Genomic DNA, 22476 nt, shown 5'->3' on the forward strand with positions numbered 1-22476 from the left:
TTGCTGACTGATCCGCCCTCTCGACGGCGCGGACGGCCTCTGGACTCAGATTTCGGAGAGGAGTGCGGTCATGAATCCCCCCACTGCGCAGACGCTGGTCAGGATGATGAACCAGAGCATGTAGCCGGCGTCGGCGGTGTGGAGCAGGATGCCCGCGAGGACGACGACCGCCGTGCTCACCAACGCGAGCAGGGTCGGGAAGAACCGCTCCGAGAAGTCGATCCCGTCGACCACGGCCCAGAGGACGACTCCCACCACGCCGCTGATGAGCATCGAGATCCCGATGGCGACGATGCCCCAGAAGAGGTTGTCGAAGGTCGAAGCAGACCAGGAGGTCGTCGCCACCCACGCGCTGTCGAGGCCGGAGGCCGAGTCGGCCTGGTCCGCGCCGTCATCGGCGACATCAGCGGTAGCGCCCTCACCTGACGGGGATGCGGTTTCGGCGCCTTCGGTTTCAGAGCCGGCCGACTGGTCGTCGTCCACACCAGGGTCGCCGGAGTCGTCAGCGTCGGCGGCGACGGATTCGGTGGCGGTGCTCGGGCTGAGTGTCCAGCCCTTCTCGTCCAGCCATTGCTGCCCGCCGAACAGCGCGAAGATGGTCGCGATCCCCGAGAGCACTCCGATGAACCAGGCGAATCCCATCGCGAATGTTCTCACCTGTCGCCGAACCTCCATCGTTGAGCGAGCGCAGCCGGGCGAGCGGGCACGATCGGCCGAGTTGAGCTGAGAACGCCTCCGGGTCAGGGCGTTCGATCCCGATCGTATCGGGATAGGGCCACTGTCTCCGGTCTGGTTCGCCCAATTTCCAGGAGACCTAGGGGCACCGATCAACCTGAAACAGGTTCAGCCCGAGGCCGGTCGGAGTCCGTCGAACAGCACCGTGATGAAGGCGTCGGCCAGCGCCGGGGTGTCGTTGCTGGCCTTGGCGATCGCGAAGGCCGTTTCGCCGAGGAGGGCCGTGATCGCGGCAGGGGCGATGTCGTCGCGGATTTCGCCTCGCTCCCTCGCCCGCTTCACCATCCCGGCCACGATCTCGACGAGTTCAGCGCGCAGCTTGCCGGTGGCGGGGAGATCCAGTCCGCCGAGCTGGTCGCTGACGGCGTAGTGCGCGGCCTGGAACGCCATGAGTTCGCGCATGAAGGCTCGCAGCGACTCCAGACCCTCGTCCCCGTTCCGGAGTTCCCTGCCTCGCTTGACGATCGGCTCCAATAGCTCGGCGACTGCCGCGTCGATGAGGGCGTCCTTGCCGCCGAAGGCGCGCACGACGGTGCCAGTGCCCATGCCCGCCCGCTTGGCGATGGCGTCGACGCTGAGGGTCGTGCCTGCCTCGGCGAGAAGGGTGGTCGCGGCGTCGAGGGCGCGGCGGCGGTTGCGGACAGCGTCGGCGCGCAGGGGGCGTTCGTTCGGGGTTGACAACTGGAATCCTCATTCCATATATTTATCTGGAACCTTGATTCCAGATATTATCGCAAGGGAGCACCCCCGTGAACCAGCGCATCCTCATCGCCGGAGCCAGCATCGCCGGACTCGCCACCGCCTACTGGCTGACCGAATACGGCTTCGACGTCACCGTCGCCGAACGGGCCCCGAGCCCCCGCGCCGGCGGGAACGGCGTCGACGTCCGCGGACACGCCATCGCAGTGGTCGAGCGGATGGACCTGACCGAATCCGTACGGGCGGCCGCCGCAGACGTCCGCGCCATGCGATTCGTCGACGCCGCCGGACGCACTACCGCGAGCATCCCCATCGACGAGCCCGGCGCCGTCGAGATCATGCGAGGCGACCTGGTGTCCTTGCTGCACAGGCAGAGCCGCGCCGACCACCGCTTCGGCGACGGCATCCGCGGCCTGCGCCAAGACGCCGACGGCGTCACCGTCGACTTCGAGCACGGGCCGAGCGAACGCTTCGACCTGGTCATCGGCGCCGACGGGATGCACTCCACCGTCCGACGCCTCGCCTTCGGACCCGCATCGCGCTTCGTGCGCCACCAGGGCCACTACTTCGCCTTCGCCAACGCCGACGCCCAACTCGGTGAGGACGCCGCGGTCACCATGTTCAACACCCCCGGAAAGATGGCCGGCCTCTACCGGTCCGGCAACCACGCACAAGCCAAGGCCTACTTCATCTTCCGATCGCCCGACCTCGACCACGACCACCGCGACACCGACCGGCAACGCCGCCTGATCCGCGACGCCTTCCAGAACGAAACCGGCTGGCGCGTACCCGAACTGCTCGACACCGCACTGGCCGACCCGGACCTCTACTTCGACGCCCTCGCCCAAGTTCAGATGGACTCCTGGTCCAACGGACGCATCGCCCTGATCGGAGACGCGGCCTGGTGCGCCTCCCCGGCCTCCGGAGCCGGAGCCGAACTCGCCCTGGTCGGCGCCTACCGCCTCGCCGGCGAACTCGCCTCATCACACGGCGAGCACCGAACCGCCTTCGCGCGCTTCGAAACCGCCCACCGCGGACTCGTCCGCCAGAAGCAGCAGATCGCCCCGAATGTGCGACTCATGGTCCCCAAGACCGACATCGGCCGCCGAGTCAGAAACACCCTCGCCCGACTCCCGATCCTCGGCCCACTGGGAGCACTGGAACGCCTGGCCCAAACGCGAACCCGCCCTCTCCCCGAATACACCCGAGCCGCCTGACTCAGGACGCCTCGGCGAAGCGATTGGGAAGTCTTCCTCCTCTCCTCCTTGGCCACTGCCCCTGCGTGCGCCCTCCCTCGGAAGGCATCCCCTCCGGAGATCACCGCAGCGCCAGAGTGTGGCGGTCGTGATGCCCGCGCCCCATGAACAGGTGCGGGTCGTGTTCTCCCGGGGACACCGTGGCGTACCGGCCGGGATGGGCCTTCCTTGCACACCACAAAGACGCGGGTGCGGAAGGGATTGTTTTCGCCGTGCGCGTGGCGTTGCCGAGTCGGGTCCTCTAATGACCGATCTGGCATTGCCATTCACAACAGCGGGTCTAGCTCATGTGCCTCGTTCAGAGCACTGCCGCGGCCGAGGTGATCCCGACCAACGATCTCCCACCCAGCACGCCCCCGCTAGGGGCCGTGGTCCGCTGTGGAACCCGATAGCACGAAGAGACTGAGCTGACGAGGCTCGGGAAAATCATCCGGTTTGGGTTTCGGCCAGAGGCTTGGCGTAGTCTGCTTGCACCTACTCGCCACCTGTACGTTTTCCGCATCCCTGTGCGTACATCAATCATCCCTCGCACCACCCCACACCGTCATCACCCACAGGGGTACAAGACCCTCACATTCGCCCCAACCCCACTGCGCCCCAAGGAAACAACCCACCTCGACCACACCCCACCATCGCCGCCCGCCCGAACCGAAACCAGATCGAACCCTTACCCGCCAACGGCGGCCGCCCAACGCCCGCCTCCTCGCGGCAGCCCAAAGTGCTCCGCGAGGAACCGAACCCGATCGGCGAGATCTCTTCGCTCGACCCTCTCCGCTCGGCTGCGCGGTGCGCCGGCCGTGCACAAGGAGTCGAAACGTTCCCGAGGCGGCGCTTTTCAACAATGGGGGCGGCCGATGTCGATCGAATCAAGGCGGGGATCATGCACAGGGCATCGATTCGGGAGGGGTCGGCATGAAAGGCGACGAAGCGATCCGTGAGCGGCTGCGGCATGTGTACTGGATCGGAGGCGGCAGCGGCGCAGGGAAATCGACAGTCGCTGCGGCGCTTGCGGATCGGTATGGACTCCAGCGCTACGGCACCGACGAGTCGATGCCGGATCACGCTCGCCGGACCACCGCCGCCGAGGCGCCGTACCTCCACGAGTTCAAAGGAATGAGCATGGACGAGCGGTGGCTCGACCGCTCGCCCGAGGTCATGCTCGAGACGTTCCACTGGTTCCGGGGCGAGGGATTCGACTTGATCGTCGAAGATCTGCTCGCGATGCCGCCGGATCAAGGCATCGTCGTCGAAGGGTTCCGTCTCCTTCCAGGACTGGTCGCGCCGCTGCTGGCCGACCGGCGCCAGGCCGTGTGGATGCTGCCGACCGCCGACTTCCGGGCCTTCGCAGTCGACAAGCGGGCCAAGGCGACCGGGCGGCCGGGATTCATCCACCAGACCAGCGATCCCGAGCGTGCGGGAAGGAATCTCGCCGAGCGGGAGCGGATGTTCGCCGAGCGGCTGCGGGAGGAGACTCGCGAACTCGGGCTGCAGGCGATTACAGTCGATGCGGCTGTGCCCGAGAGCGAGTCGGTCCGCCGCGTGGCCGCGCTCTTCGGGCTCGCATGACCCCTTGAAAGGAACCCCCCATGCCTCAGGTCGTGATCGTCGACATCGACGGGACCGTTGCGCTTCGGCTCGGTGAGAACGCGCGGTCGCCCTACCATTTTCACCGGGTGGGGGAGGACGCGCCGAACCCGGCCGTCATCGCTGTCGTGCGGGCGCTGGCACAGGCCGGGCACAAGGTCGTGTTCCTGTCGGGCCGGGACGAGGTGTGCCGGACCGACACGTTGACCTGGTTGAAGCGGCACGTCGGCCTCGCGGACTTCGAGTTGTACATGCGCAAGGCCGGCGACCAGCGCCGCGACGCGACCGTGAAGCGCGAGCTGTTCGACGCGCACCTGGCGCACCGCGAGGTGCTGTGCGTGCTCGACGACCGGGACCAGGTCGTGCGGATGTGGCGCGAGGAGCTGGGCCTGACGTGCCTGCAGGTCGCGTACGGCGACTTCTAGCTGCGCCTTCTAGAACTTCCAGTGGCGGCGGTGGGCGTCGACCGACCACGCCGAGATGCGGTCGGTGTCGGCTTCGTCGGGCAGCGGCATGCCTGATTCGAGGCGGGCGAGGATCCGGGCCTTGACGTCGGCGAGGACGTCGTCGAGTTCAGCGACGCCGCCGGATTTGACGTTGAGGACGCGTTCGCGGTCGGCGTCGGGCATGGGCAGCGTGAGGCGGCCGTGTTCGGCGATCTCGAGGCCCTGGAGGCCGAGGCGGAGGGCGTGGGACGCGTACTTGACGTCGTACCCGTAGCGTTCGACCAGCTCGGGCCGGTTGGGCAGGCCGCCTTGGCGGCCGAGGCCGAGGAGGCGGTCGGTCTGGCCGTCGAGGTACCCGACGAAGCGTTCGACGGTGCGGCGGGAGAGGAACGCGGGCGCGAGGGCGCGCAGCTCCGCGCCGAGGTCGGTGACCGCGTAGACCGAGTCCTCGGGGGCGAAGAGCGGCAGCAGGATCGTGGGGTTCCCGGCGACGGCGAGCTTCAGGAACTTCCGCAGGGAGTACATGACGAGGTCGGTGTCGCCGTGCCCGGAGTGGTGGCCTTCGGGCTGGGTCCGCCACACGTAGTGGTCCATGGGTGCGCGCAGGCCGATGGCGCATTCGGGCGGTTCGACGAAGACGCCCATCTCGTCGTGGTCGTCGGTGCCCGCGATCGCGATGCCGTGCAGGCCCGAGCCGACCTCGGTGCGCAGGATCTCGCCGGCGCGGGCGGTTGCCGCGTCGCCGTGCTCGGTGTGGGTCATCGGGCCAGTCTGCCAAGCCGCGGACCGCGACGCGAATGAGATTCGGGTCCGGTGGGAATCCGCCGAACGGGCCCGTTCATGCCCGTGCGCGGGACAATGGGGCCGATGCGACTAGCGAGCCGGAGGTCAACGTGGGCAACGCGCCGTACGTCATCGTCGGGGGCGGCCTGGCCGCCTCGAGGGCCGCGCAGACCTTGCGCGCCGAGGGATTCGAGGGCGATCTGGTGGTCGTCACGGGGGAGGCGCACCGGCCGTACGAGCGGCCGCCGCTCTCCAAGGACTACCTGCGCGGCGAGGTCGATCGCTCGGCGGTGTTCACCGTCGACGAGGGCTGGTACGCCCAGAACGCGGAGCTGCGCACCGGCGAGCCCGCGACGGGCCTCGACCCGGGCGCGCGGCGGCTGACCCTGGCCGACGGATCCGCCGTCGACTACAAGAAGCTCCTCATCGCCACCGGCTCGAGCCCCAGGCCGCTGCCGATCCCGGGCGCGGACCTGCAGGGCGTGCACCTGCTGCGCACCGTCGAGCAGTCCGATCTGCTGCACGCCGCGATCAAGGACGCCGGGCATGTGGCGATCGTCGGCGACGGCTGGATCGGCATGGAGGTCGCCGCTTCGGCGCGGCAGCTCGGCCGCGAGGTCACCGTGTTCGGGCTCGGCGCGCAGCCGCTCGAACGGGTCCTCGGCCCGGAGATGGGCCTCGTGTTCGGCCGCCTGCACACCGACCACGGCGTGGAGCTGCTGCGCCGCACCCAGGTCGCGAAGATCATCGGCGAGCACGGGAAGGCCGTCGGAGTCGAGACCGGCGACGGCAGGCGCGTCGACGCCGACGTGGTGCTCCTCGCGGTCGGCGCCACGCCCAACACCGGTCTCGCGGTGGAGGCCGGGATCAACCTGCGTCCCAAGGAACTCGGCGGCGGCATCGCCGTCGACGGCACCCTGCGCACGAGCGGCCCGGACGTGTGGGCCGCCGGCGACGTCGCGAGCATCCCTTCCGTCCACTACGGACGGCCGGTCCGGGTCGAGCACTGGCAGACCGCGCTCGAAACCGGGCCGCACGCCGCGAAGGCGATGCTCGGCGACGAGACCCCCTACGACAAGCTGCCGTACTTCTACACCGACCAGTACGACCTCGGCATGGAGTACCTCGGGTTCGTGGCCGGCCCGGACGCCTACGACGAGGTCGTCGTCTCCGGCAGCATCGAATCCCTTGAGTTCGTGGCGTTCTGGACCAAGGCGGGACGCGTGCTCGCGGGCATGGCCGTGAACACGTGGGACCGCATGGGCGAGATCGAGGCGCTCATCCGCGCCGCCGAGCCGCCGAGCCCGGAGGACCTGCAGTCATTCCGCTGAGCCCTTGACCAGGAAGGGCCGCAGCAGATCCGGGACGGCCGCATCGGCGAAGTCCAGGATCTCGTGCTCGTCCGCGTCGACGACCGCGTAGTGGCCCCGGCCCGCGGCCGTGGTCGCGTCCAAGGTCATGAGTCCCATGCGCCGCTGGAACACCGACTGCTGCAGCCGCCAGCCGATGACGCCGGAGCGGTCGAGATGCACCGTGGCGCGGCGGGTGCTGCCGCGCCGCGACACGAGGTAGCGGGCGGTCGTCGCGTGCCCGAGGGACGCGTACGAGTCGAAGGCCGTCCACACGGCGAACGCCGAGATCCCCACAGCCGCAAGGATGACGGCCGCGCTCAGCAGCGCCGGCATCGCCCAGAGCAGGTGGGCCGCGACCGCGAGGACCGCGCAGAGCAGTACGGTCACCACTGCCCAGCGGACGCGGCGGTGCAGCGCGGCCCGCGGATGCGGGGTCAGCTCCGCGTCGACCGGGCCGATCACGGCTTCGGCCGCCGCGAGCGTCTTCTCCAGGGGCGCAGCGGGAACGAGGGTGCTGAGGTCGCTGCCCTCCTCATTGGTCTTGAGGCCGATCGCGACCACGTCGAGGCGGCCCGCGCCCGCCGTGCGCACCCCGAGCGGCTCGACGATCTCGATGCCGCGGATGCGCTCCTCCTCGAGGCTGAGCGAGCGGGCGACCATGAGCCCGCGCCGGACCCGAAGCGTCCCACCGGGTTCGCGGTCGAGTCGGTGCTGCCACCAGGCCTCGCCCTGCAGCACGAGACTCGCGACCGCGCCGACGACGAGCAGGACCGCGAGGCCCAGGCCGAGCACGGTCCACGCTCCGTACTCCCTGACCAGGTCCGCGGTGATCTCGACGGGCAGGCCGCCCTTGCCGAACCAGTCGGCGACCTGGAAGACCGCGCCCACCGCGACGCCCGCGAGCATCGGCGTGAGGAACGACAGCGGCGCGTACTTGAGCCATCCCGGCTCCCAAGTCGCAAGGCGCCCTTCGGTGTCCGTCTCGGCGGCCGCGCCGCGGCGCAGCAGCGCGAGACGCAGCCGGTCCGCCTCGGCCCGGTGCACCGAGTCGAGCGTGAGCGTCTGCTCGGTCGTCGAACCCGAACCGCTCCCGGTCTCGCCCGTGCCCACCTTGACCTTCGTGAGCCCGAAGACCCGCTCCAGCGGGTTCGCGGCAAGGTCCACCGAGCGGATGCGCTCGCGCGCAAGGGAACGACGCCGCTTGAACAGCACCCCGGTGTGCATCTCGACGCGCGACTCGGTGACCCGGTAGCGGGTCGTGCGCAGCCGCACGAGCTCCAGCAGGACCACCGCGCCGACGACCAGCGCGGCCCCCGGCACGACCCACGCCAGCGCCACCGGCCACGAGGTCCCCGACGCGATCCCGATCGCGGCCGGCGTCCCGGCGCCGCACATCACTCCGGCCATGTACAGGGCCGTGACCTTCAGGCCGTCGCGGTGGAGGCGCAGCCACGCCGTCTCGGACACGTCGGTCATGTCGCGTCCCCGGGCGTCGCGTCCGTGAGCCGCGTCAGCCGCTCGGCGAGCGCCGCGGCCTGGTCCTGTTCCAGCCCTTCGAGTTTGATCTCCCCGGCCGACGACGCCGTAGTGACGACCAGTGTGGACAGACCGAACGAGCGCTGCAGCGGCCCCTGCGTCGTGTCGACGGTCTGGATCCGCGACATCGGCGCGATCCGCCATGTCCGCCAGAAGTACCCGGTCAGCGTGTACACCGCCGCGTCGGTCACCTCCCAGCGGTGCACCCGGTGCCACCACACCGGCAGCGTCGCCAGGGACGCCAGGCCGATCACGGCGATCACGACGGCCGGGCCGAGCAGCCACCACCGGGCCGGGGCGATGAGCAGGCCGAGCACCGCGAGCGGGACGGCGAGCACGCCGGTCGCGATCGCGAGCTGGGCCCGCCACCAGGGCTTCACACGAGGGTCGAACTGATGCTGGGGCGGACGCAGGGTCGTCCTCGACGAGGTCATGCCCGAATCGTAGTTTCCCGTGACGGACCGGACTTCCGCCTCAGGGTGGATTTGGGCGCCGTCCGCGTCATACCCGGGTACCGGCGCCGGGTGGGAGGGCGGGCGGCGTTTGCCCGGGCCCGAACCGGGCACCCGCGAGGTGCGCGCGGTTTACGAGTGTCTGTTGAGAGAGGTGGTAGCGATGACACAACTGCCCGCGCGGAGGAGCGCCATGGAACGGGTCGACCCGTTGAGCCTCATGGATGACTTCACCGCCTACATGAACCAGATGATGGGCCCGTACTTCTCGCCGCTCGCGACCGGCGAGGGGTCGTGGACGCCGCTGTCGGACATGAGCGAGAGCGCCGACGCGTACCACGTCGACATCGAGCTGCCGGGCGTCTCCCGCGACGACGTCACGGTCGACATCGAGGGCCAGGAGCTCACGGTGTCCGGCGAGTTCCACCGGGAGGACCACGGGGACGGCACGGGCCGCCGATCGTCCCGGCGCGAGGGCCGGTTCGAGTTCGGGCTGCGCCTGCCGCACGCGGTCGACGCCGCGAAGTGCTCGGCAGAGCTGGAGGACGGGGTCCTGTGCCTGACGATCCCGAAGACGGCTTCCGAGGGGCACCGCACGATCGAGATCAAGTAGCGCCTTCACCCGGCCGCGAAGGCCCGCGGTTCCCGCGGGCCTTCCGCCGCGATCAAGCCGTGCCCTCCAAGAGCGCCTTCAGGTGCTGATAGCTCACCGCCGCCCGCTTCGCGGCCGTGCGGCGGACCAGCGGCAGGATCGCCGCGCCCGCACCGACACCCTCGAAGTCGAGCGTGAACGTCACCCGCGACCGCGCGCCGCCGTCGAGCGGTTCGATCGTGAACATGGCGTGCGGACGGATCATGCCGTCCACGCCCTCCGCGGCGAAGAACCGCGGCGGCTCGTTCGCGGTGATCCGCTGGAGCGTGGTGTGCTGGGCGCCCACGAAACGGCGGACCGTGGCGAACCGCTCGGCGTCGAGCATGTCGACGCGGATGACGTCCGGCTGCCACTCGCGAAAGCGCGTCGGGTCCGCGGCGACCGCGAACACCTCCCCGGGAGGCCGGTCGATCTCGATCGTGCTGCTCTGCGGAGCCATGACGAGCCCCTCTCTGAAAGGATCGGTACCCTCTCAGATTTCACGAGTCGATGAATCGCTAAACCTGCGACCGGCCCCCGGGAGGCACTACCCGATCGAGAGCTTGTCGATCGCGGCCAGCTCGTCCTCGCTGAACTCCAGGTTCCCGATCGACGCCACGTTGTCCTCGAGCTGCCGCACACTGCTCGCGCCGATGATCACGCTGGTCATGCGCGGGTCGCGCAGCGCCCACGCCAGCGCGGTCTGCGCCAGGCTCTGCCCGCGCTCGGCCGCGATCGCGTTCAGCCCCCGCACCCGGTCGAGCACGTCGCCCTCGAGCCGGTCCTCGTTGAGGAAGTGGCTCGTCGCCATCCGCGAGTCCTCCGGGATGCCCTTCAGGTACCGGTCCGTGAGCAGGCCCTGCTCGAGCGGGCTGAACACGATGCAGCCCGCGCCGACCTCCTCGAGCGCGTCCAGGAGACGGTCCTCCTCGATGCGGCGGTCGAACATCGAGTAGCGCGGCTGGTCGATCAGCAGCGGCGTGCCCAGGTCCTTCAGGATCGCGGCCGCCTCCCGCACCTGCTCGGACGTGTAGTTCGAGACGCCCACGTACAGCGCCTTGCCCGAGCGCACGATCGCGTCGAGCGCGCCCATGGTCTCCTCGAGCGGCGTGTCCGGGTCCGGCCGGTGGTGGTAGAACACGTCCACGTAGTCCAGGCCGAGCCGGCCCAGCGACTGGTCGAGCGAGGCGATCAGGTTCTTGCGCGAGCCCCATTCGCCGTACGGGCCCGGCCACATGTAGTACCCGGCCTTGGACGAGATGACCATCTCGTCCCGGTAGGCCCGGAAGTCCTGCGCGAAGATCCGGCCGAAGTTCTCCTCGGCGCTCCCGGCCGGCGGGCCGTAGTTGTTCGCGAGGTCGAAGTGGGTGACGCCGAGGTCGAAGGCGCGGCGCAGGATCGCGCGCTGGCTCTCGATCGAGCGGGTGTGGCCGAAGTTGTGCCACAGGCCGAGCGAGATGGCGGGCAGTCTCAGGCCGCTGCGTCCGGAGCGGCGGTAGGGCATGGTCTCGTAGCGGTCGTCCGCGGCAAGGTGAGTCACGAGTGCAGCCTAACCCGTTTGGAAAGCGCGGTCATCCTGCCTGGGCGACGCCTGCGAGCCGTGGGTGAGCAGCCTCGACGACGCCTGCGAGCCGGAAATACGCAAGGTGAACGCCAGGTGGCGCGCCCCAAGGTGAAGCCGAGGTGTCTAGGCGTGCGGGTCGAACTTGTAGCCGAGGCCGCGCACGGTCACGAGGTGGCGCGGCTTGCCCGGCTCGGGCTCGATCTTGGAGCGCAGGCGCTTGACGTGCACGTCGAGGGTCTTGGTGTCCCCCACGTAGTTCGCGCCCCAGACGCGGTCGATGAGCTGGCCGCGGGTGAGCACGCGCCCGGCGTTGCGCAGCAGCATCTCCAGCAGCTCGAACTCCTTGAGCGGCAGCTGCACGTCGGCGCTGTTCACGGTGACGGTGTGCCGGTCGACGTCCATGCGCACGGGCCCGGCCTCGAGCACGGTGACGATCGGGTCGTCCGGCTCGGCCGAGCGGCGCAGCACCGCGCGGATGCGGGCCACGAGCTCGCGGGAGGAGTAGGGCTTCGTGATGTAGTCGTCCGCGCCCAGCTCGAGGCCCACCACCTTGTCCACTTCGGAGTCCCGGGCGGTGACCATGATGATCGGCACGTTCGAGTGCGCCCGCAGCTCGCGGCACACCTCGGTGCCGGACTTCTCGGGCAGCATCAGGTCCAGCAGGACGACGTCGGCCCCGGCGCGCTCGTACTCCTTGATGGCGGCGTCGCCGTCGGCGGCGACGGCCACCTCGAAGCCCTCCTTGCGGAGCATGTAGGAGAGGGCATCGGAGAACGATTCCTCGTCTTCAACTACGAGCACGCGGGTCACGAGTGAACCTTTCTACAGGCCGGCTTGCTGGGAGGTTCCGATTGCATCCGATTCCGGTGCCGTGGCGTCGGACGGAAGGGAACGAGCAGGCAACATCAAGGTAAACACTGATCCGGCTTCGGGCATACTGGACACTTCGACCCTACCCCCGTGATTGACCGCCACATGCTTGACGATCGCCAGGCCGAGGCCGGTGCCGCCGGTCGAACGCGAGCGCGCCGCGTCCACCCGGTAGAACCGCTCGAAGATGCGGTCGAGCTCTTCCGCCGGTATGCCGATCCCCTGGTCGCGCACGGCGATGCACACCATCTTGACCCCCGCCAGATGCCCGGTCGGGGAGGCGATCGAGGTGGTCACCTCGACGGCCGTGTCCTCAGGTGAATAGGAGATGGCGTTGCCCACGAGGTTCTTCACGGCGGTCACGAGTTGGGACTCGGATCCGAGCACTTCCGCGCCCCGCACGCCCGAGTAGGCGAGCTCGATGCCCTTCTCCTCGGCGGCGATGCGGGTCTGGTCGAAGGCCTCGGCGATGATCCGGTCGACCTCGACGGGCTCGGGGTCGGGCAGCTTCTCCGCGCCCTGCAGCCGCGAGAGCTCCAGCAGGTCGGTGACCAGGTGGTTCATGCGCTTGGACTCGGACTGGATGCGCGAGGCGAACCGGGCGGAGGCGTCCGGGTCCTCGGCGGCGTCCTTCAGGGCCTCGGCGAGGATCTGCATGGCGCCCACAGGCGTCTTGAGCTCGTGGCTGATGTTGGCGACGAAGTCGCGGCGCACGCGCTCGACGCGGTGGAGCTCGGAGATGTCCTGGAACTCGGCCACGGACACGCCGTCGGGCAGCGGCGTGATGCGCACGCTCACCGCGCTCGGCTCGCCCATGACCTGCTTGGGCACTTCGATCTCGGCGTCCCGGTAGCGGCCGGAGCGGCGGGCCTGCGCGAGTAGTGCGCGCAAGGTGAGCGAGACGATCTCGTGGTCGTCCACCAGGCCCAGGTCGCGGGCGGCCCGGTTGGTGTAGAGGACGCGGTTGTGGTCGTCGACCAGGCACACGCCGGTGCGCAGCAGGTCGGTCGCGGCCTCCCAGGGGCGGGAGTCGGCGGCGGGGGCGGAGCGGACTTCGGGGCGGGGGCTGCCGCGGTGCCGGGTGCGCATGAGCGCGGAGGCGGCGGCGCCGAAAGCGGCTCCCGCGGCCAGACCGGTGAGGACGCGTCCTGCGCTTCGGCGCAGGGAGGCGAGCGGCGGCGACGAATCGTTATGGGCCACGCCTTCAGACTAAGCGCGAAACGGCCCGGCGTCGAACGCCGGGCCGTAACGGATGTCACCTGGTGTTAACGCAGAGTGCGCATTCGGGGCTATTTCTTCCCCTGGGCGGCGACGGCCGCGGCGGCCTCGGCGGCCGCCTCGGGGTCGAGGTACTCGCCGCCGGCGACGGTGGGCTTGAGCGTGGTCTCGTCCAGCTCGTAGCGCAGCGGCATGCCGGTGGGGATGTTGAGCTTGACGACGGCCTCGTCGGTCATGCCGTCGAGGTGCTTGACGAGCGCGCGCAGCGAGTTGCCGTGGGCGGCGACGAGCACGGTCTTGCCGGCCCGCAGGTCGGGGACGATGCCGTCGTACCAGTAGGGGAGCATCCGCTCGAGGACGTCCTTGAGGCACTCGGTGGCGGGCAGGATCTCGGGGGCGAGGTCGGCGTAGCGGGGGTCGCCGTCCTGCGCGAACTCGGAGCCGGCCTCGATGGCGGGCGGCGGCACGTCGTACGAGCGGCGCCAGGTCATGAACTGCTCCTCGCCGTACTCGGCGAGCGTCGCGGCCTTGTCCTTGCCCTGCAGGGCGCCGTAGTGGCGCTCGTTGAGGCGCCAGGAGCGCTTGGCGGGGATCCAGGAGCGGCCGGCCTCGGCGAGCGCCAGCTCGGAGGTGTTGATGGCGCGGCGCAGCAGGGAGGTGTGCACGACGTCCGGCAGCAGGTCGGCCTCGGCGAGCAGGCGGCCGCCGCGGCGGGCCTCGTCCTCGCCCGACGCCGACAGCTTCACGTCGACCCAGCCGGTGAACAGGTTCTTGGCGTTCCATTCGCTTTCGCCGTGGCGAAGCAGCACGAGAGTAGCGGTCATACCCACATACTGCCGTGCCGCGCCCCGCCCTGCCGCCCGGTCAGCGCACGGGTGTGGCGGGCGTCGCGTCAGTCCTTCGGCTTCAGGTGCTCGAAGGCCGCGAGGTTCTTCGTGGATTCGCCGCGGGCGAGGCGCCAGCGCCATTCCTCTTCTATGGAGGTGCGGAAGCCGAGTTCGAGGATGACGTTGAAACTGGTGTCGGCGGCTTCGAGGACCTGCCCGAGGACGCGGTCGAGTTCGGCGGCGGTGACCGCGGTGAACGGGAGGCGGCCGACGAGGTGGATGTCCTCCGATTCGTCGAGCGCGAACGCGACGGCGTACAGCTTCCCGTTGCGGCGCAGCAGCTCCGCCCAGACCGCTTCCTTGTTCTCCTCGGGCCGTCGGGCGACGAACGCCTCGACGCGGAGGGCGTGGTCCTCCACGACCAGGCCGCACGCGACGTTGAGCTTGCGCCGCCCGGGGAGGTCGACGACGACCGAGCGCGGGGTGTCGGCGCGGTAGTCGGCGCCGATCGCGTCGAGGGCGGCGTGGAGCTGTTCGATCACCGGTTCAGCGTAATCGCCTGGGAGCGGGCGAGGAGGGCGCGGCGGTAGGCGCCGCTGAGGCCTTCGGCGGTGGCCTGCCAGGAGAACAGGGCGGCGTGGGTGCGGGCGCCGGCGGCGAGGCGTTCGCGCAGGGCGCCGTCGCCCATGAGCCGCCCGAGCGCGGCGGCCCAGTCGTCGGCGGTGTGAGAGTCGACGAGGATCCCGGAGCGGCCGTCGCTGACGGCGGTGGTCAGGCCGCCCACCTTCGCGGCGATCACGGGCGTGCCGGTCGCCTGGGCTTCCAAGGCCACCAGGCCGAACGATTCGTTGTAGGAGGGGACGGCGACGGCGTCGGCGGCCCGGTAGACCTGGGCGAGCGCCTCGCCGGAGCGCGGGGTGCGCCACTGGACCCGGTCGCCGAGGCCGAGTTCGCCGGCGAGTTTCGGCAGCCAGAACAGGTCGGTGTTGGAGGGCCCGCCGACGAAGACGGGGACGATCCGCTCGGCCAGTGCAGGGTTGTGGACGCGCAGGCGGGCGAGGCCCCGCAGGAGGACGTCCGGCGCTTTGGCGGGCTGGATGCGGCCGACGAACGCGACGACGAGCGCGTTGTGCGGCAGGCCGAGCGCCTGGCGGGCGGCGTACCGGTCGCCGGGGCGGAACACGCCGAGGTCGACGCCGGGGTGGATGACTTCGACGCGCCGTTCGTCGGCGCCGTAGTAGCGGTGCAGCTCTTCGGCTTCGGCGGCGGTGTTGGCGATGAGGAGGTCAGCTTCGGTGGTGATCTGCTCCTCGCCGACGACGCGCCCGATCGGCTCGGGCGAGTCCCCTTCGGCGAGTTGGGCGTTCTTCACCTTCGCGAGGGTGTGGAAGGTCTGCACGAGCGGCACGCCCCACCGGTCGGCGGCGACCCACGCGGCCTGGCCGGAGAGCCAGTAGTGGGCGTGGATGAGGTCGTAGTGGCCGGGCCGGTTGTGGGCCTCGGCGCGCAGCAGTCCGCCGGTGAAGGCGCACAACTGGGTCGGGAGGTCGTTCTTGGACAGTCCCTCGAAGGGCCCGGCGGGCAGGTGGTGGACGAGGACGCCGGGGGCGGCCTCGACGGTGGGGGGCTCCTCGGAGCTGGTGGCGCGGGTGAAGACCTCGACTTCGACGCCGGAGCGGGCGAGTTCGCGGGCGGTGTTGAGGACGTAGACGTTCATGCCGCCGGCGTCGCCCGTGCCGGGCTGCGCGAGCGGCGAGGTGTGCACGGAGACCATCGCGACGCGACGGACGATCTGCTTTCGGCATCGTGCCCTGAAGGCCGGCGTGCGCCGCTGCTGCATGTGGTGGTCCTCTCCCGCGGGGCCCGAAACCGGTGGGCCCTGATTTGCCGCTGCTCGTCCCCTGAAGCAACGCGCAAAACCCTCGCAATCCTTCCGTGTCCGGGTGTTCACGCACAACCGCCGCAACCGTGAGAGTGATGAACTCCGCATTTCGTCAAGTCGTTTCGCGACATGACGCTCCGGAACGCCGGATCCGCCCGTTCGGCGTGAAGTTGGAATTTCCCTCGCGACACGACCCGGAATGAGCCTCAAATCCGGGCAAGTCGTCCATGATGGGGATACTTGTCATCACAGGGGGGAGACAACACCATGAGCACTGCTACCGTGCCGGCCGCGAGGCAGCCCACGATGTCACCGGTGTCCAAGTTCGGTGCGACGCACTCGCTGCGGCGCCTGCCCGTCCAGGAGCGTTCGGCCGCGCGTGTGCGCCGCATGCTGGACGCGGCCGCGGACTTGATCGAAGAGGTCGGCTACGACCGGCTCTCGACCACCGCCATCGCCCAGCGCGCCGACGTCGCCATCGGCTCGGTCTACCAGTTCTTCGGGGACAAGCGCTCGCTCGCCGAAGCCCTGAGCCAGCGCTACATCGATCTGTACTTCGAGCGCCTCGCCGCCCGCTTCGACGCCGAACCGCCCGCCGACTGGCGCGGCGGGGTCGAGGCCGCCATCGACGAGTACGTGCAGATGTACCGCACCGCGCCCGGTTTCCGCGTCCTCCACCTGGCCGACGCGATCGACCCGGGCCGGGCCGACGCCGTCACCACCGGCGGCGACGTGATCGCCGACCAGATCCTCGCCGGACTCGCCCAGCGCTTCGGCATCGGCGGCGACGACGAGCTCAACAAGACGGTCACCGTGGCCGTCGAGACCGGGCAGGCCCTGGTCCGCCTGGCCTTCCGGCGCGACCCCGAGGGCTGCTCCGCGTCGATCGCCGAAGCCGGCGACGTCGTCTGCGACTACCTCGCGCGCCGCCTGCCGTAGACGGGGGTCCCAGGCCACTCAAACGACCGCGCCGGGGCATGGGACCGCACCGGGCCGACTAGTCTCAATAGTCGACCCGGTGCGGTCTCTGACTTTCGAGGAGCAGCATGGCGAACACCCTTGGCGACATCCAGACGGTGCTGCGGATCCGCCCGTTCAGACGCCTCTGGACCGTCCTCGGTCTGGCCTCCTTCGGCGACTGGCTGGCCATCTTCGCCACCGCCGGTTTCGCGCAGTCCCTGTTCGACGACCCCGCGGCCAAGGGCGCGGCGTTCTCGGCCACGATCGTGCTCCGGCTCCTGCCGTCCCTCGTGCTCGGCCCGGTCGCGGGCGTGTTCGCCGACCGGTTCGACCGGCGCAAGACCATGGCCGCCTGCGACACCGCCCGCTTCCTCCTCATCGCGTCCGTCCCCACGGTCTACCTCATCACGAACAACACGGCCGTCACCGTCTTCTGGCTCGCCATCGCCCAGCTCTGCATCGAGGCCGCGGTCCTCATCTGGTCGCCCGCGAAGGAGGCGGCGGTCCCGAACCTCCTGCCACCGGAGAAGTACGAGGCCGCGAACCAGCTCAGCCTCGCCACGACGTACGGCCTCGCCCCGCCCCTCGCGTTCGCCGTCCTCGCGGTCCTCGAACGCGGCTCCGCGGTCTGGTCGAACCTGGGCACCTGGGCCGAGCCGATGGTCATCGCCCTCTACCTGACGGCCGCGATGTTCGCGATCCTCGCCGTCACCGTCTACTTCTTCATCCCGCAGATCTCGGGCCGCTACGGCGAGGTCGCCGCCAAGACCTCCAGCGTCTGGAGCGACTTCGTCGAGGGCTGGTCCTACCTGCGCACCTCCGAGCGCGTGCGGGGCCTCATCGTGGGGATGCTCGGCGCGTTCAGCGGCGCGGGCATCCTCATCGGCGTCGGCACGGTCTACGCCACCACCCTCGACGCGGGCGAGGCCGCGTTCTACACCCTCGCCGTGTTCCTCTTCCTCGGCCTCGGCTCCGGTATCGCCTTCGGCCCCAAGCTCGTCGGCGAACTCTCGCGCCTGCGCTGGTTCGGCATGAGCATCGTCCTCGCGGGCGCGGGCCTCGCGCTCGACGCCGTCGCCCCGCACATCGTGTTCTCGCTCCTCGGCTCCGTCGTGATCGGACTCGGCGCGGGCATGGCGTTCCTCGCCGGGATCACGCTCCTGCAGCGCGAGACCGAGGACGAGATCCGCGGCCGCATGTTCGCGTTCATCGCCGTCTCGGCGCGCGTCATCCTCATGCTCTCGATGACCGTGGCCGCGCCCCTCGCCGGCTGGCAGGCCGCCCGCCATCTCGACCTGGGCTTCACCGAGATCCAGATCTCGATGAGCCGCATCCTGCTCTTCGTGGCCGCCGCGCTCGTCGTCTGGCTGGGCGTCACCGCGTTCCGCTCCATGGACGACAAGCCGGGCGTGCCCGTCTTCGCCGACCTCTGGTCCTCGCTGCGCGGCCGCCCGCTCTCCGCGGTCGACCCCGTCGCGGGCACCGGCTTCTTCGTCGTCTTCGAAGGCGGCGAGGGCGCCGGGAAGTCCACGCAGGCCGTGAAGCTCGCCGCGTGGCTCAAGCTCCGCGGCTACGAGGCCGTCCTCACCCGCGAACCGGGCGCCACGGACATCGGCATGCGCATCCGCTCGCTCGTCCTCGACTCCGGAGGGGAGTCCGCGCCGGCGCCGCGCGCCGAGGCCCTGCTCTTCGCCGCGGACCGCGCGCAGCACGTGGACAAGGTCATCCGGCCCGCCCTCGAACGGGGCGCCGTCGTCGTCTCGGACCGCTACATCGACTCCTCGATCGCCTACCAGGGCTCCGGCCGGGCGCTCGGCAAGGACGAGATCGCGTGGGTGTCCGCTTGGGCCACAGGCGGTCTCAAGCCCGACCTCACGGTCCTCCTCGACGTCGAGCCCGAGCACGGCCTCCACCGCGCGAAGGCCGGCGGCACCGGCGACCGCCTCGAGCAGGAGCAGCTCGACTACCACGAGAAGGTCCGCGAGACGTTCCTCCAGCTCGCCGCCGCCGAACCCGCCCGCTACCTCGTGATCGAGGCCGGCGGCACCCCCGACGACATCGCCGCCCGCGTGCGCGAGGCCGTCGCCGAGCGCCTCGACATCCGCACCCAGACCACCCGCACCGAGACCGGCTGGCCCGGCCTCGACACCAGCAAGGGCGACAAGGGCGGCGACAAGGGGGACAAGGGCGGCGACGCCCCCGCCGTCGAATCCACGAAGGACTACGGCTGGGACACCGTGGCCGAGGAGGCCGGCCGGCCGTGAGCGTATTCGACGAGCTCGTGGGGCAGGACGACGCCCAGCGGGTCCTCGCCGATGCCGCACGCGGTGTCGGCATGACCCACGCGTGGCTCTTCACGGGCCCGCCCGGCTCCGGCCGCTCCACCGCGGCCGTGGCCTTCGCCGCGGCCCTGCAGTGCCCCGAGGGCGGCTGCGGGGAGTGCCACACGTGCCGCACGGTCCTCGGCGGCACCCACTCCGACGTCACCCGCGTGATCCCCGAGGGTCTGACGCTCGGCGTCGACCAGGTGCGCCGCCTCATCCTCGAGGCGAGCCGCGCGCCCACGTCGGGGCGGTGGCAGATCCTCATCGTCGAAGACGCCGACCGCTTGACCGAGGCGGCCGCGAACGCGCTGCTGAAAGCGGTCGAGGAGCCGCCGGAGCGCACCGTGTTCCTGCTGTGCGCGCCGTCGACGAACCCGGCCGAGATCTCGGTGACGATCCGCTCCCGCTGCCGCGTCCTGGGGCTGCGCCAGCCGCCCGCCGGCGCGATCGCGGACCTGCTCGTGAACCGCGACGGCCTGGACCGGCGCGAAGCGGAACTGTACGCGGCCGCGGCGCAGGGCCATGTGGGCCGGGCGCGGCGGCTCGCCACGGACGCCGAGGCGCGCGCGAAACGCCATGACGTGCTGCAGATCCCGCGCCGCCTCACCGGCCTCGGCGCGTGCTTCACCGCCGCGGTCGAACTGATCGAGGCCGCCGAGGCCGAGGCTTCGGGCGTGTACACGGACCAGTCCGCGGCGGAGAAGGAAGCGCTCGAGACCGCGCTCGGCAAGGGCGGCACCGGGAAGGGCGCGTCGAAGGCCGCGCGCGGCTCGGCGGCGGCCCTGAAGGAGCTGGAGAAGCGCCAGAAGACCCGCGACACACGGGCGCAGCGCGACTCCCTCGACCGGGCCCTGGTGGATCTGGCGGCGTTCTACCGCGACGCGCTCGCCGCCGGCTTCGGCGCCCGCGTGGACCCGATCCACATCGACATGGCGGACACGACGAGGGCGGCGGCCGCGAAGCTCAGCGCCGAGTCCCTGCTGCGCCGCATCGACGCGATCCTGGAGTGCCGCAAGGCGATCGAAGCGAACGTCCGCCCCCGCATCGCGGTCGAGGCGATGATGACGAGGCTCTGGCAGAGCTAGCGGCGCAGTCGGCCGAACGGCAGTGTCGTACCCCGATGCCACCCTTGTGTCGGGGGCCCGCGGTGGCGACACACCCGACCCCGTGGACCGCAGGTGTCACTGCGTCCACAAGTGCTGGATGAACGCGTCCTTTGCTTTCGGGACCGTGCCCGTGCGCTGCCAGCGGTACCAGGCGCGTTCCTCGACGACGCGCACGCAGAAGTCCCCGTCGATCTCGAACGCCTCTGAGACGCAGCGGAAGTCGTCGCGGAACACCCCGTCCGACCAGTACCAGACCCGCCGCCCGATGAGGCCCGGCACGTCCGACGCCGGGTAGGGCCGGCGGATCGGCGGCGCGTCCGGGTCGGAGAGCCGTTCGATCAGGTAGCCCGGCCGCGGCGAGCCGGTCCCCGGTTCGGGCTTCTGCACCCACACGTCCTCGGCGGGCACGAGGCTCGCGTACGCGTCGCCGTCGCCGTCCACCGCCCGGTAGTAGTCCGCTTCGGATATCAAGGGCACCAGCAGCATCCCGTCCCGCGTGAGCGGGTCGTCCGCGCGCAGGTCGAACTGCCAGCCGCAGCCGGCCGCGCCCGCGACCACCCGCGAGGAGTGCAGGTCGAACGCGCGCGTCGCGCGCACCGGGACCAGCGCCGGAGGCGGCTCGGGAACGTCGAAAGCATTGCTGGACAGGCCCAAAGGGAACTCCAGACTTCCTGTGACGAGCGGTTACCAGGGTGACCGGAAGAAAGCATAGGGGGTTGGCACACTCTGGGGATTCACGGCCCTCGCGGGGATCGTAGAGTTCTTCTCATCAAGCACGGAACACTTCTCAACTAAGGATGGAAGAGCGATGAGCGAGTACGACGAAGCCGCCGTGGAAGAGACCGTCGAAGAGGACTACACCTCCGAGCAGGACGCCATGGCTGAAGAGGACTACGCCTCGGACACCGAGTCCTACGACGACGCGGCCCTCGAAGAGGACTACGACAGCAGCCCCGTCTCCACGGTCACCGAGAGCTTCGACGTTGACGGCGACGGCTACGAGGACTCCACCATCTCCTCCGACGGCGTCACCCTGATCGACTCGGACGGCGACGGCGACGCCGAGGCCATCGCGACCGACTACGACGGCGACGGCATCTCGGACGACCTGATGGTCGACGCGGACGGCGACGGCTCGGTCGAGTCCTACGCCTCGGACACCGACGGCGACGGCATGCTGGACACCTACGAGTCCGACACCGACGGCGACGGCCTCACCGACCAGGTCTCGATGGACACCAACGCCGACGGCTACGTCGACTCGGTCGCCACCGACTCCAACGCGGACGGCTACGCCGACACCGTGATCACCGACTACAACGCCGACGGCCTCGTGGACGAGATCTCCGTGGACTCGGACGCCGACGGCACCGCCGACACCGTGCTGAGCGACGACGACGGCGACGGCTTCCTCGACACCGCCTACACCGAGGCCGTGCCGGAGGGCGACTCGTTCCAGTCGCAGACCGGTCAGGTCATCTAACAACCGAGCGTTCCGATGCCTGGACACCCCTAGGCTCGCTCGCCCTCATAGCGAAGGCCGGATGCACCGCATCCGGCCTCTTCGCGTGTCCGATCAGTTGGTGGTGCCGCGCAGCAGCGACATGGCCTCGGCGCGGGTGCGCGCGTCCGACTGCATGCTGCCGCGCACCGCCGACGTGACGGTCTTGGAGCCCTGCTTCCTGATGCCCCGCATGGACATGCAGGTGTGCTCGCATTCGACGACGACGATGACGCCGGTCGCCTCGAGCGAGGTGTAGAGCTGGTCGGCGATCTGGCTCGTGAACCGCTCCTGCACCTGCGGGCGCTTCGCGTACACCTCGACGAGCCGGGCGAGCTTCGAGAGGCCGACGATCTTCCCGGCGGGGCCGGGGATGTAGCCGACGTGGGCGACGCCGGTGAACGGCAGCAGGTGGTGCTCGCAGAACGACTGGACGTCGATATCGCGCACGAGGATGAGTTCGTTGTGGTTCTCGTCGAACGAGGTCTTGAGGACTTCGGCGGGGTCGACGCGCAGCCCGGCGAAGAGTTCGGCGTAGGCGCGGGCGACGCGGCGCGGGGTCTCCTGGAGGCCGGGGCGGTCGGGGTCCTCTCCGATCGCCGTCAGGATCTCCCTGACGGCGGCTTCGATCCGCCCCAGGTCCACCGCGTCTTCGACGGGGCTGCCGTTGATGCGGCCGTCGATGAGGCGCGCGGCCAGGTTGTCGAGTTCAGCCATCGCACAAGCTTACGACTTTCCCCGGACATCCCC

At 70.2% G+C, this 22476-nt stretch carries 23 protein-coding genes; 9 read left to right on the top strand and 14 right to left on the bottom strand.

Annotated features, from left to right (window positions below):
• Positions 1-45: 45 nt before the first annotated feature.
• Both O2L01_RS19580 and O2L01_RS19585 read right to left on the bottom strand, forming a co-directional pair.
• Positions 46-657: a hypothetical protein gene (locus tag O2L01_RS19580; RefSeq protein ID WP_270123707.1), complete on the bottom strand. Its 612-nt coding sequence runs from the start codon at positions 655-657 to the stop codon at positions 46-48.
• Positions 658-843: 186 nt separating this feature from the next.
• On the bottom strand, positions 844-1416 hold the full coding sequence (locus O2L01_RS19585) for a TetR/AcrR family transcriptional regulator (RefSeq protein WP_270123708.1): 573 nt from the start codon (positions 1414-1416) through the stop codon (positions 844-846).
• Positions 1417-1484: 68 nt separating this feature from the next.
• Between O2L01_RS19585 and O2L01_RS19590 the strand changes: the two genes are divergently transcribed.
• The 3 genes from O2L01_RS19590 (at position 1485) to O2L01_RS19600 (ending at position 4699) form a co-directional block, all read left to right on the top strand.
• Positions 1485-2651 carry an FAD-dependent monooxygenase gene (locus tag O2L01_RS19590; RefSeq protein ID WP_270123709.1) on the top strand — a complete coding sequence of 389 codons (1167 nt, stop codon included), beginning with the start codon at positions 1485-1487 and terminating at the stop codon, positions 2649-2651.
• Between the two features lie 951 nt (positions 2652-3602).
• The gene (locus O2L01_RS19595; protein ID WP_270123710.1) at positions 3603-4256 is read left to right on the top strand and encodes a hypothetical protein; all 654 of its coding nucleotides are present in this window, start codon (positions 3603-3605) and stop codon (positions 4254-4256) included.
• Positions 4257-4276: 20 nt separating this feature from the next.
• Positions 4277-4699: a phosphatase domain-containing protein gene (locus O2L01_RS19600; RefSeq protein ID WP_270123711.1), complete on the top strand. Its 423-nt coding sequence runs from the start codon at positions 4277-4279 to the stop codon at positions 4697-4699.
• A gap of 9 nt (positions 4700-4708) precedes the next feature.
• On the opposite strand, the gene O2L01_RS19605 is transcribed toward O2L01_RS19600, so the two are convergent.
• Positions 4709-5482 carry a nucleotidyltransferase domain-containing protein gene (locus O2L01_RS19605; protein ID WP_270123712.1) on the bottom strand — a complete coding sequence of 258 codons (774 nt, stop codon included), beginning with the start codon at positions 5480-5482 and terminating at the stop codon, positions 4709-4711.
• A 131-nt stretch (positions 5483-5613) separates the two neighbouring features.
• On the opposite strand from O2L01_RS19605, the gene O2L01_RS19610 reads away from it, so the two are divergent.
• Positions 5614-6834, top strand: a complete 1221-nt coding sequence (locus O2L01_RS19610; RefSeq protein ID WP_270123713.1) for an NAD(P)/FAD-dependent oxidoreductase — start codon at positions 5614-5616, stop codon at positions 6832-6834.
• Here the strand turns inward: O2L01_RS19610 and O2L01_RS19615 are convergent.
• On the bottom strand, positions 6823-8331 hold the full coding sequence (locus O2L01_RS19615; protein ID WP_270123714.1) for a PH domain-containing protein: 1509 nt from the start codon (positions 8329-8331) through the stop codon (positions 6823-6825). The genes O2L01_RS19610 and O2L01_RS19615 overlap by 12 nt on opposite strands.
• A complete protein-coding gene (locus O2L01_RS19620) occupies positions 8328-8825 on the bottom strand; it encodes a PH domain-containing protein (protein WP_270123715.1) in 498 nt (165 codons plus the stop codon). Before O2L01_RS19620 ends, O2L01_RS19615 begins: the two co-directional genes overlap by 4 nt.
• Positions 8826-9036: 211 nt before the next feature.
• On the opposite strand from O2L01_RS19620, the gene O2L01_RS19625 reads away from it, so the two are divergent.
• Positions 9037-9456 (top strand): Hsp20/alpha crystallin family protein, encoded by a 420-nt coding sequence (locus tag O2L01_RS19625; RefSeq protein ID WP_270123716.1) that lies wholly within the window; start codon positions 9037-9039, stop codon positions 9454-9456.
• Between the two features lie 52 nt (positions 9457-9508).
• Here the strand turns inward: O2L01_RS19625 and O2L01_RS19630 are convergent, their stop codons facing one another.
• From O2L01_RS19630 to mshA, 7 genes are all read right to left on the bottom strand, one after another.
• The gene (locus O2L01_RS19630; RefSeq protein ID WP_270123717.1) at positions 9509-9934 is read right to left on the bottom strand and encodes an SRPBCC family protein; all 426 of its coding nucleotides are present in this window, start codon (positions 9932-9934) and stop codon (positions 9509-9511) included.
• An 87-nt stretch (positions 9935-10021) separates the two neighbouring features.
• On the bottom strand, positions 10022-11014 hold the full coding sequence (gene mgrA, locus O2L01_RS19635) for an L-glyceraldehyde 3-phosphate reductase (protein WP_270123718.1): 993 nt from the start codon (positions 11012-11014) through the stop codon (positions 10022-10024).
• A 147-nt stretch (positions 11015-11161) separates the two neighbouring features.
• On the bottom strand, positions 11162-11848 hold the full coding sequence (locus O2L01_RS19640; protein WP_208499429.1) for a response regulator transcription factor: 687 nt from the start codon (positions 11846-11848) through the stop codon (positions 11162-11164).
• Between the two features lie 12 nt (positions 11849-11860).
• Entirely contained in the window at positions 11861-13108 is a 1248-nt protein-coding gene (locus O2L01_RS19645; protein ID WP_270123719.1) for a sensor histidine kinase, read from the bottom strand.
• A gap of 89 nt (positions 13109-13197) precedes the next feature.
• On the bottom strand, positions 13198-13950 hold the full coding sequence (locus tag O2L01_RS19650) for a phosphoglyceromutase (RefSeq protein WP_270123720.1): 753 nt from the start codon (positions 13948-13950) through the stop codon (positions 13198-13200).
• A 68-nt stretch (positions 13951-14018) separates the two neighbouring features.
• A complete protein-coding gene (locus tag O2L01_RS19655; protein WP_374727664.1) occupies positions 14019-14492 on the bottom strand; it encodes a type III secretion system chaperone family protein in 474 nt (157 codons plus the stop codon).
• Positions 14492-15793 carry a D-inositol-3-phosphate glycosyltransferase gene (mshA, locus tag O2L01_RS19660; RefSeq protein ID WP_270123722.1) on the bottom strand — a complete coding sequence of 434 codons (1302 nt, stop codon included), beginning with the start codon at positions 15791-15793 and terminating at the stop codon, positions 14492-14494. Before mshA ends, O2L01_RS19655 begins: the two co-directional genes overlap by 1 nt.
• Positions 15794-16102: 309 nt before the next feature.
• On the opposite strand from mshA, the gene O2L01_RS19665 reads away from it, so the two are divergent.
• The 3 genes from O2L01_RS19665 to O2L01_RS19675 all read left to right on the top strand — a co-directional run bounded on the left by O2L01_RS19665 (position 16103) and on the right by O2L01_RS19675 (position 20204).
• On the top strand, positions 16103-16774 hold the full coding sequence (locus O2L01_RS19665) for a TetR/AcrR family transcriptional regulator (protein ID WP_270123723.1): 672 nt from the start codon (positions 16103-16105) through the stop codon (positions 16772-16774).
• Positions 16775-16881: 107 nt separating this feature from the next.
• Complete coding sequence (gene tmk / locus O2L01_RS19670) at positions 16882-19059, top strand: dTMP kinase (RefSeq protein ID WP_270123724.1); 2178 nt, start codon at positions 16882-16884, stop codon at positions 19057-19059.
• Complete coding sequence (locus O2L01_RS19675) at positions 19056-20204, top strand: DNA polymerase III subunit delta' (RefSeq protein ID WP_270123725.1); 1149 nt, start codon at positions 19056-19058, stop codon at positions 20202-20204. The genes tmk and O2L01_RS19675 overlap by 4 nt, the downstream gene beginning before the upstream one ends.
• Positions 20205-20300: 96 nt before the next feature.
• Here the strand turns inward: O2L01_RS19675 and O2L01_RS19680 are convergent, their stop codons facing one another.
• Positions 20301-20879, bottom strand: coding sequence for a hypothetical protein (locus tag O2L01_RS19680; RefSeq protein ID WP_270123726.1), 579 nt, complete (start codon positions 20877-20879; stop codon positions 20301-20303).
• Positions 20880-21033: 154 nt separating this feature from the next.
• Between O2L01_RS19680 and O2L01_RS19685 the strand changes: the two genes are divergently transcribed.
• Positions 21034-21708 carry a hypothetical protein gene (locus tag O2L01_RS19685; protein ID WP_270123727.1) on the top strand — a complete coding sequence of 225 codons (675 nt, stop codon included), beginning with the start codon at positions 21034-21036 and terminating at the stop codon, positions 21706-21708.
• A gap of 93 nt (positions 21709-21801) precedes the next feature.
• Here O2L01_RS19685 and folE read toward each other — a convergent pair whose 3' ends face one another.
• Positions 21802-22443 (bottom strand): GTP cyclohydrolase I FolE, encoded by a 642-nt coding sequence (folE, locus tag O2L01_RS19690; RefSeq protein ID WP_270123728.1) that lies wholly within the window; start codon positions 22441-22443, stop codon positions 21802-21804.
• Between the last annotated feature and the right edge of the window lie 33 nt (positions 22444-22476).

This window comes from Glycomyces lechevalierae (assembly GCF_027622945.1).
Taxonomy (GTDB): Bacteria; Actinomycetota; Actinomycetes; order Mycobacteriales; family Micromonosporaceae; genus Glycomyces; species Glycomyces rutgersensis.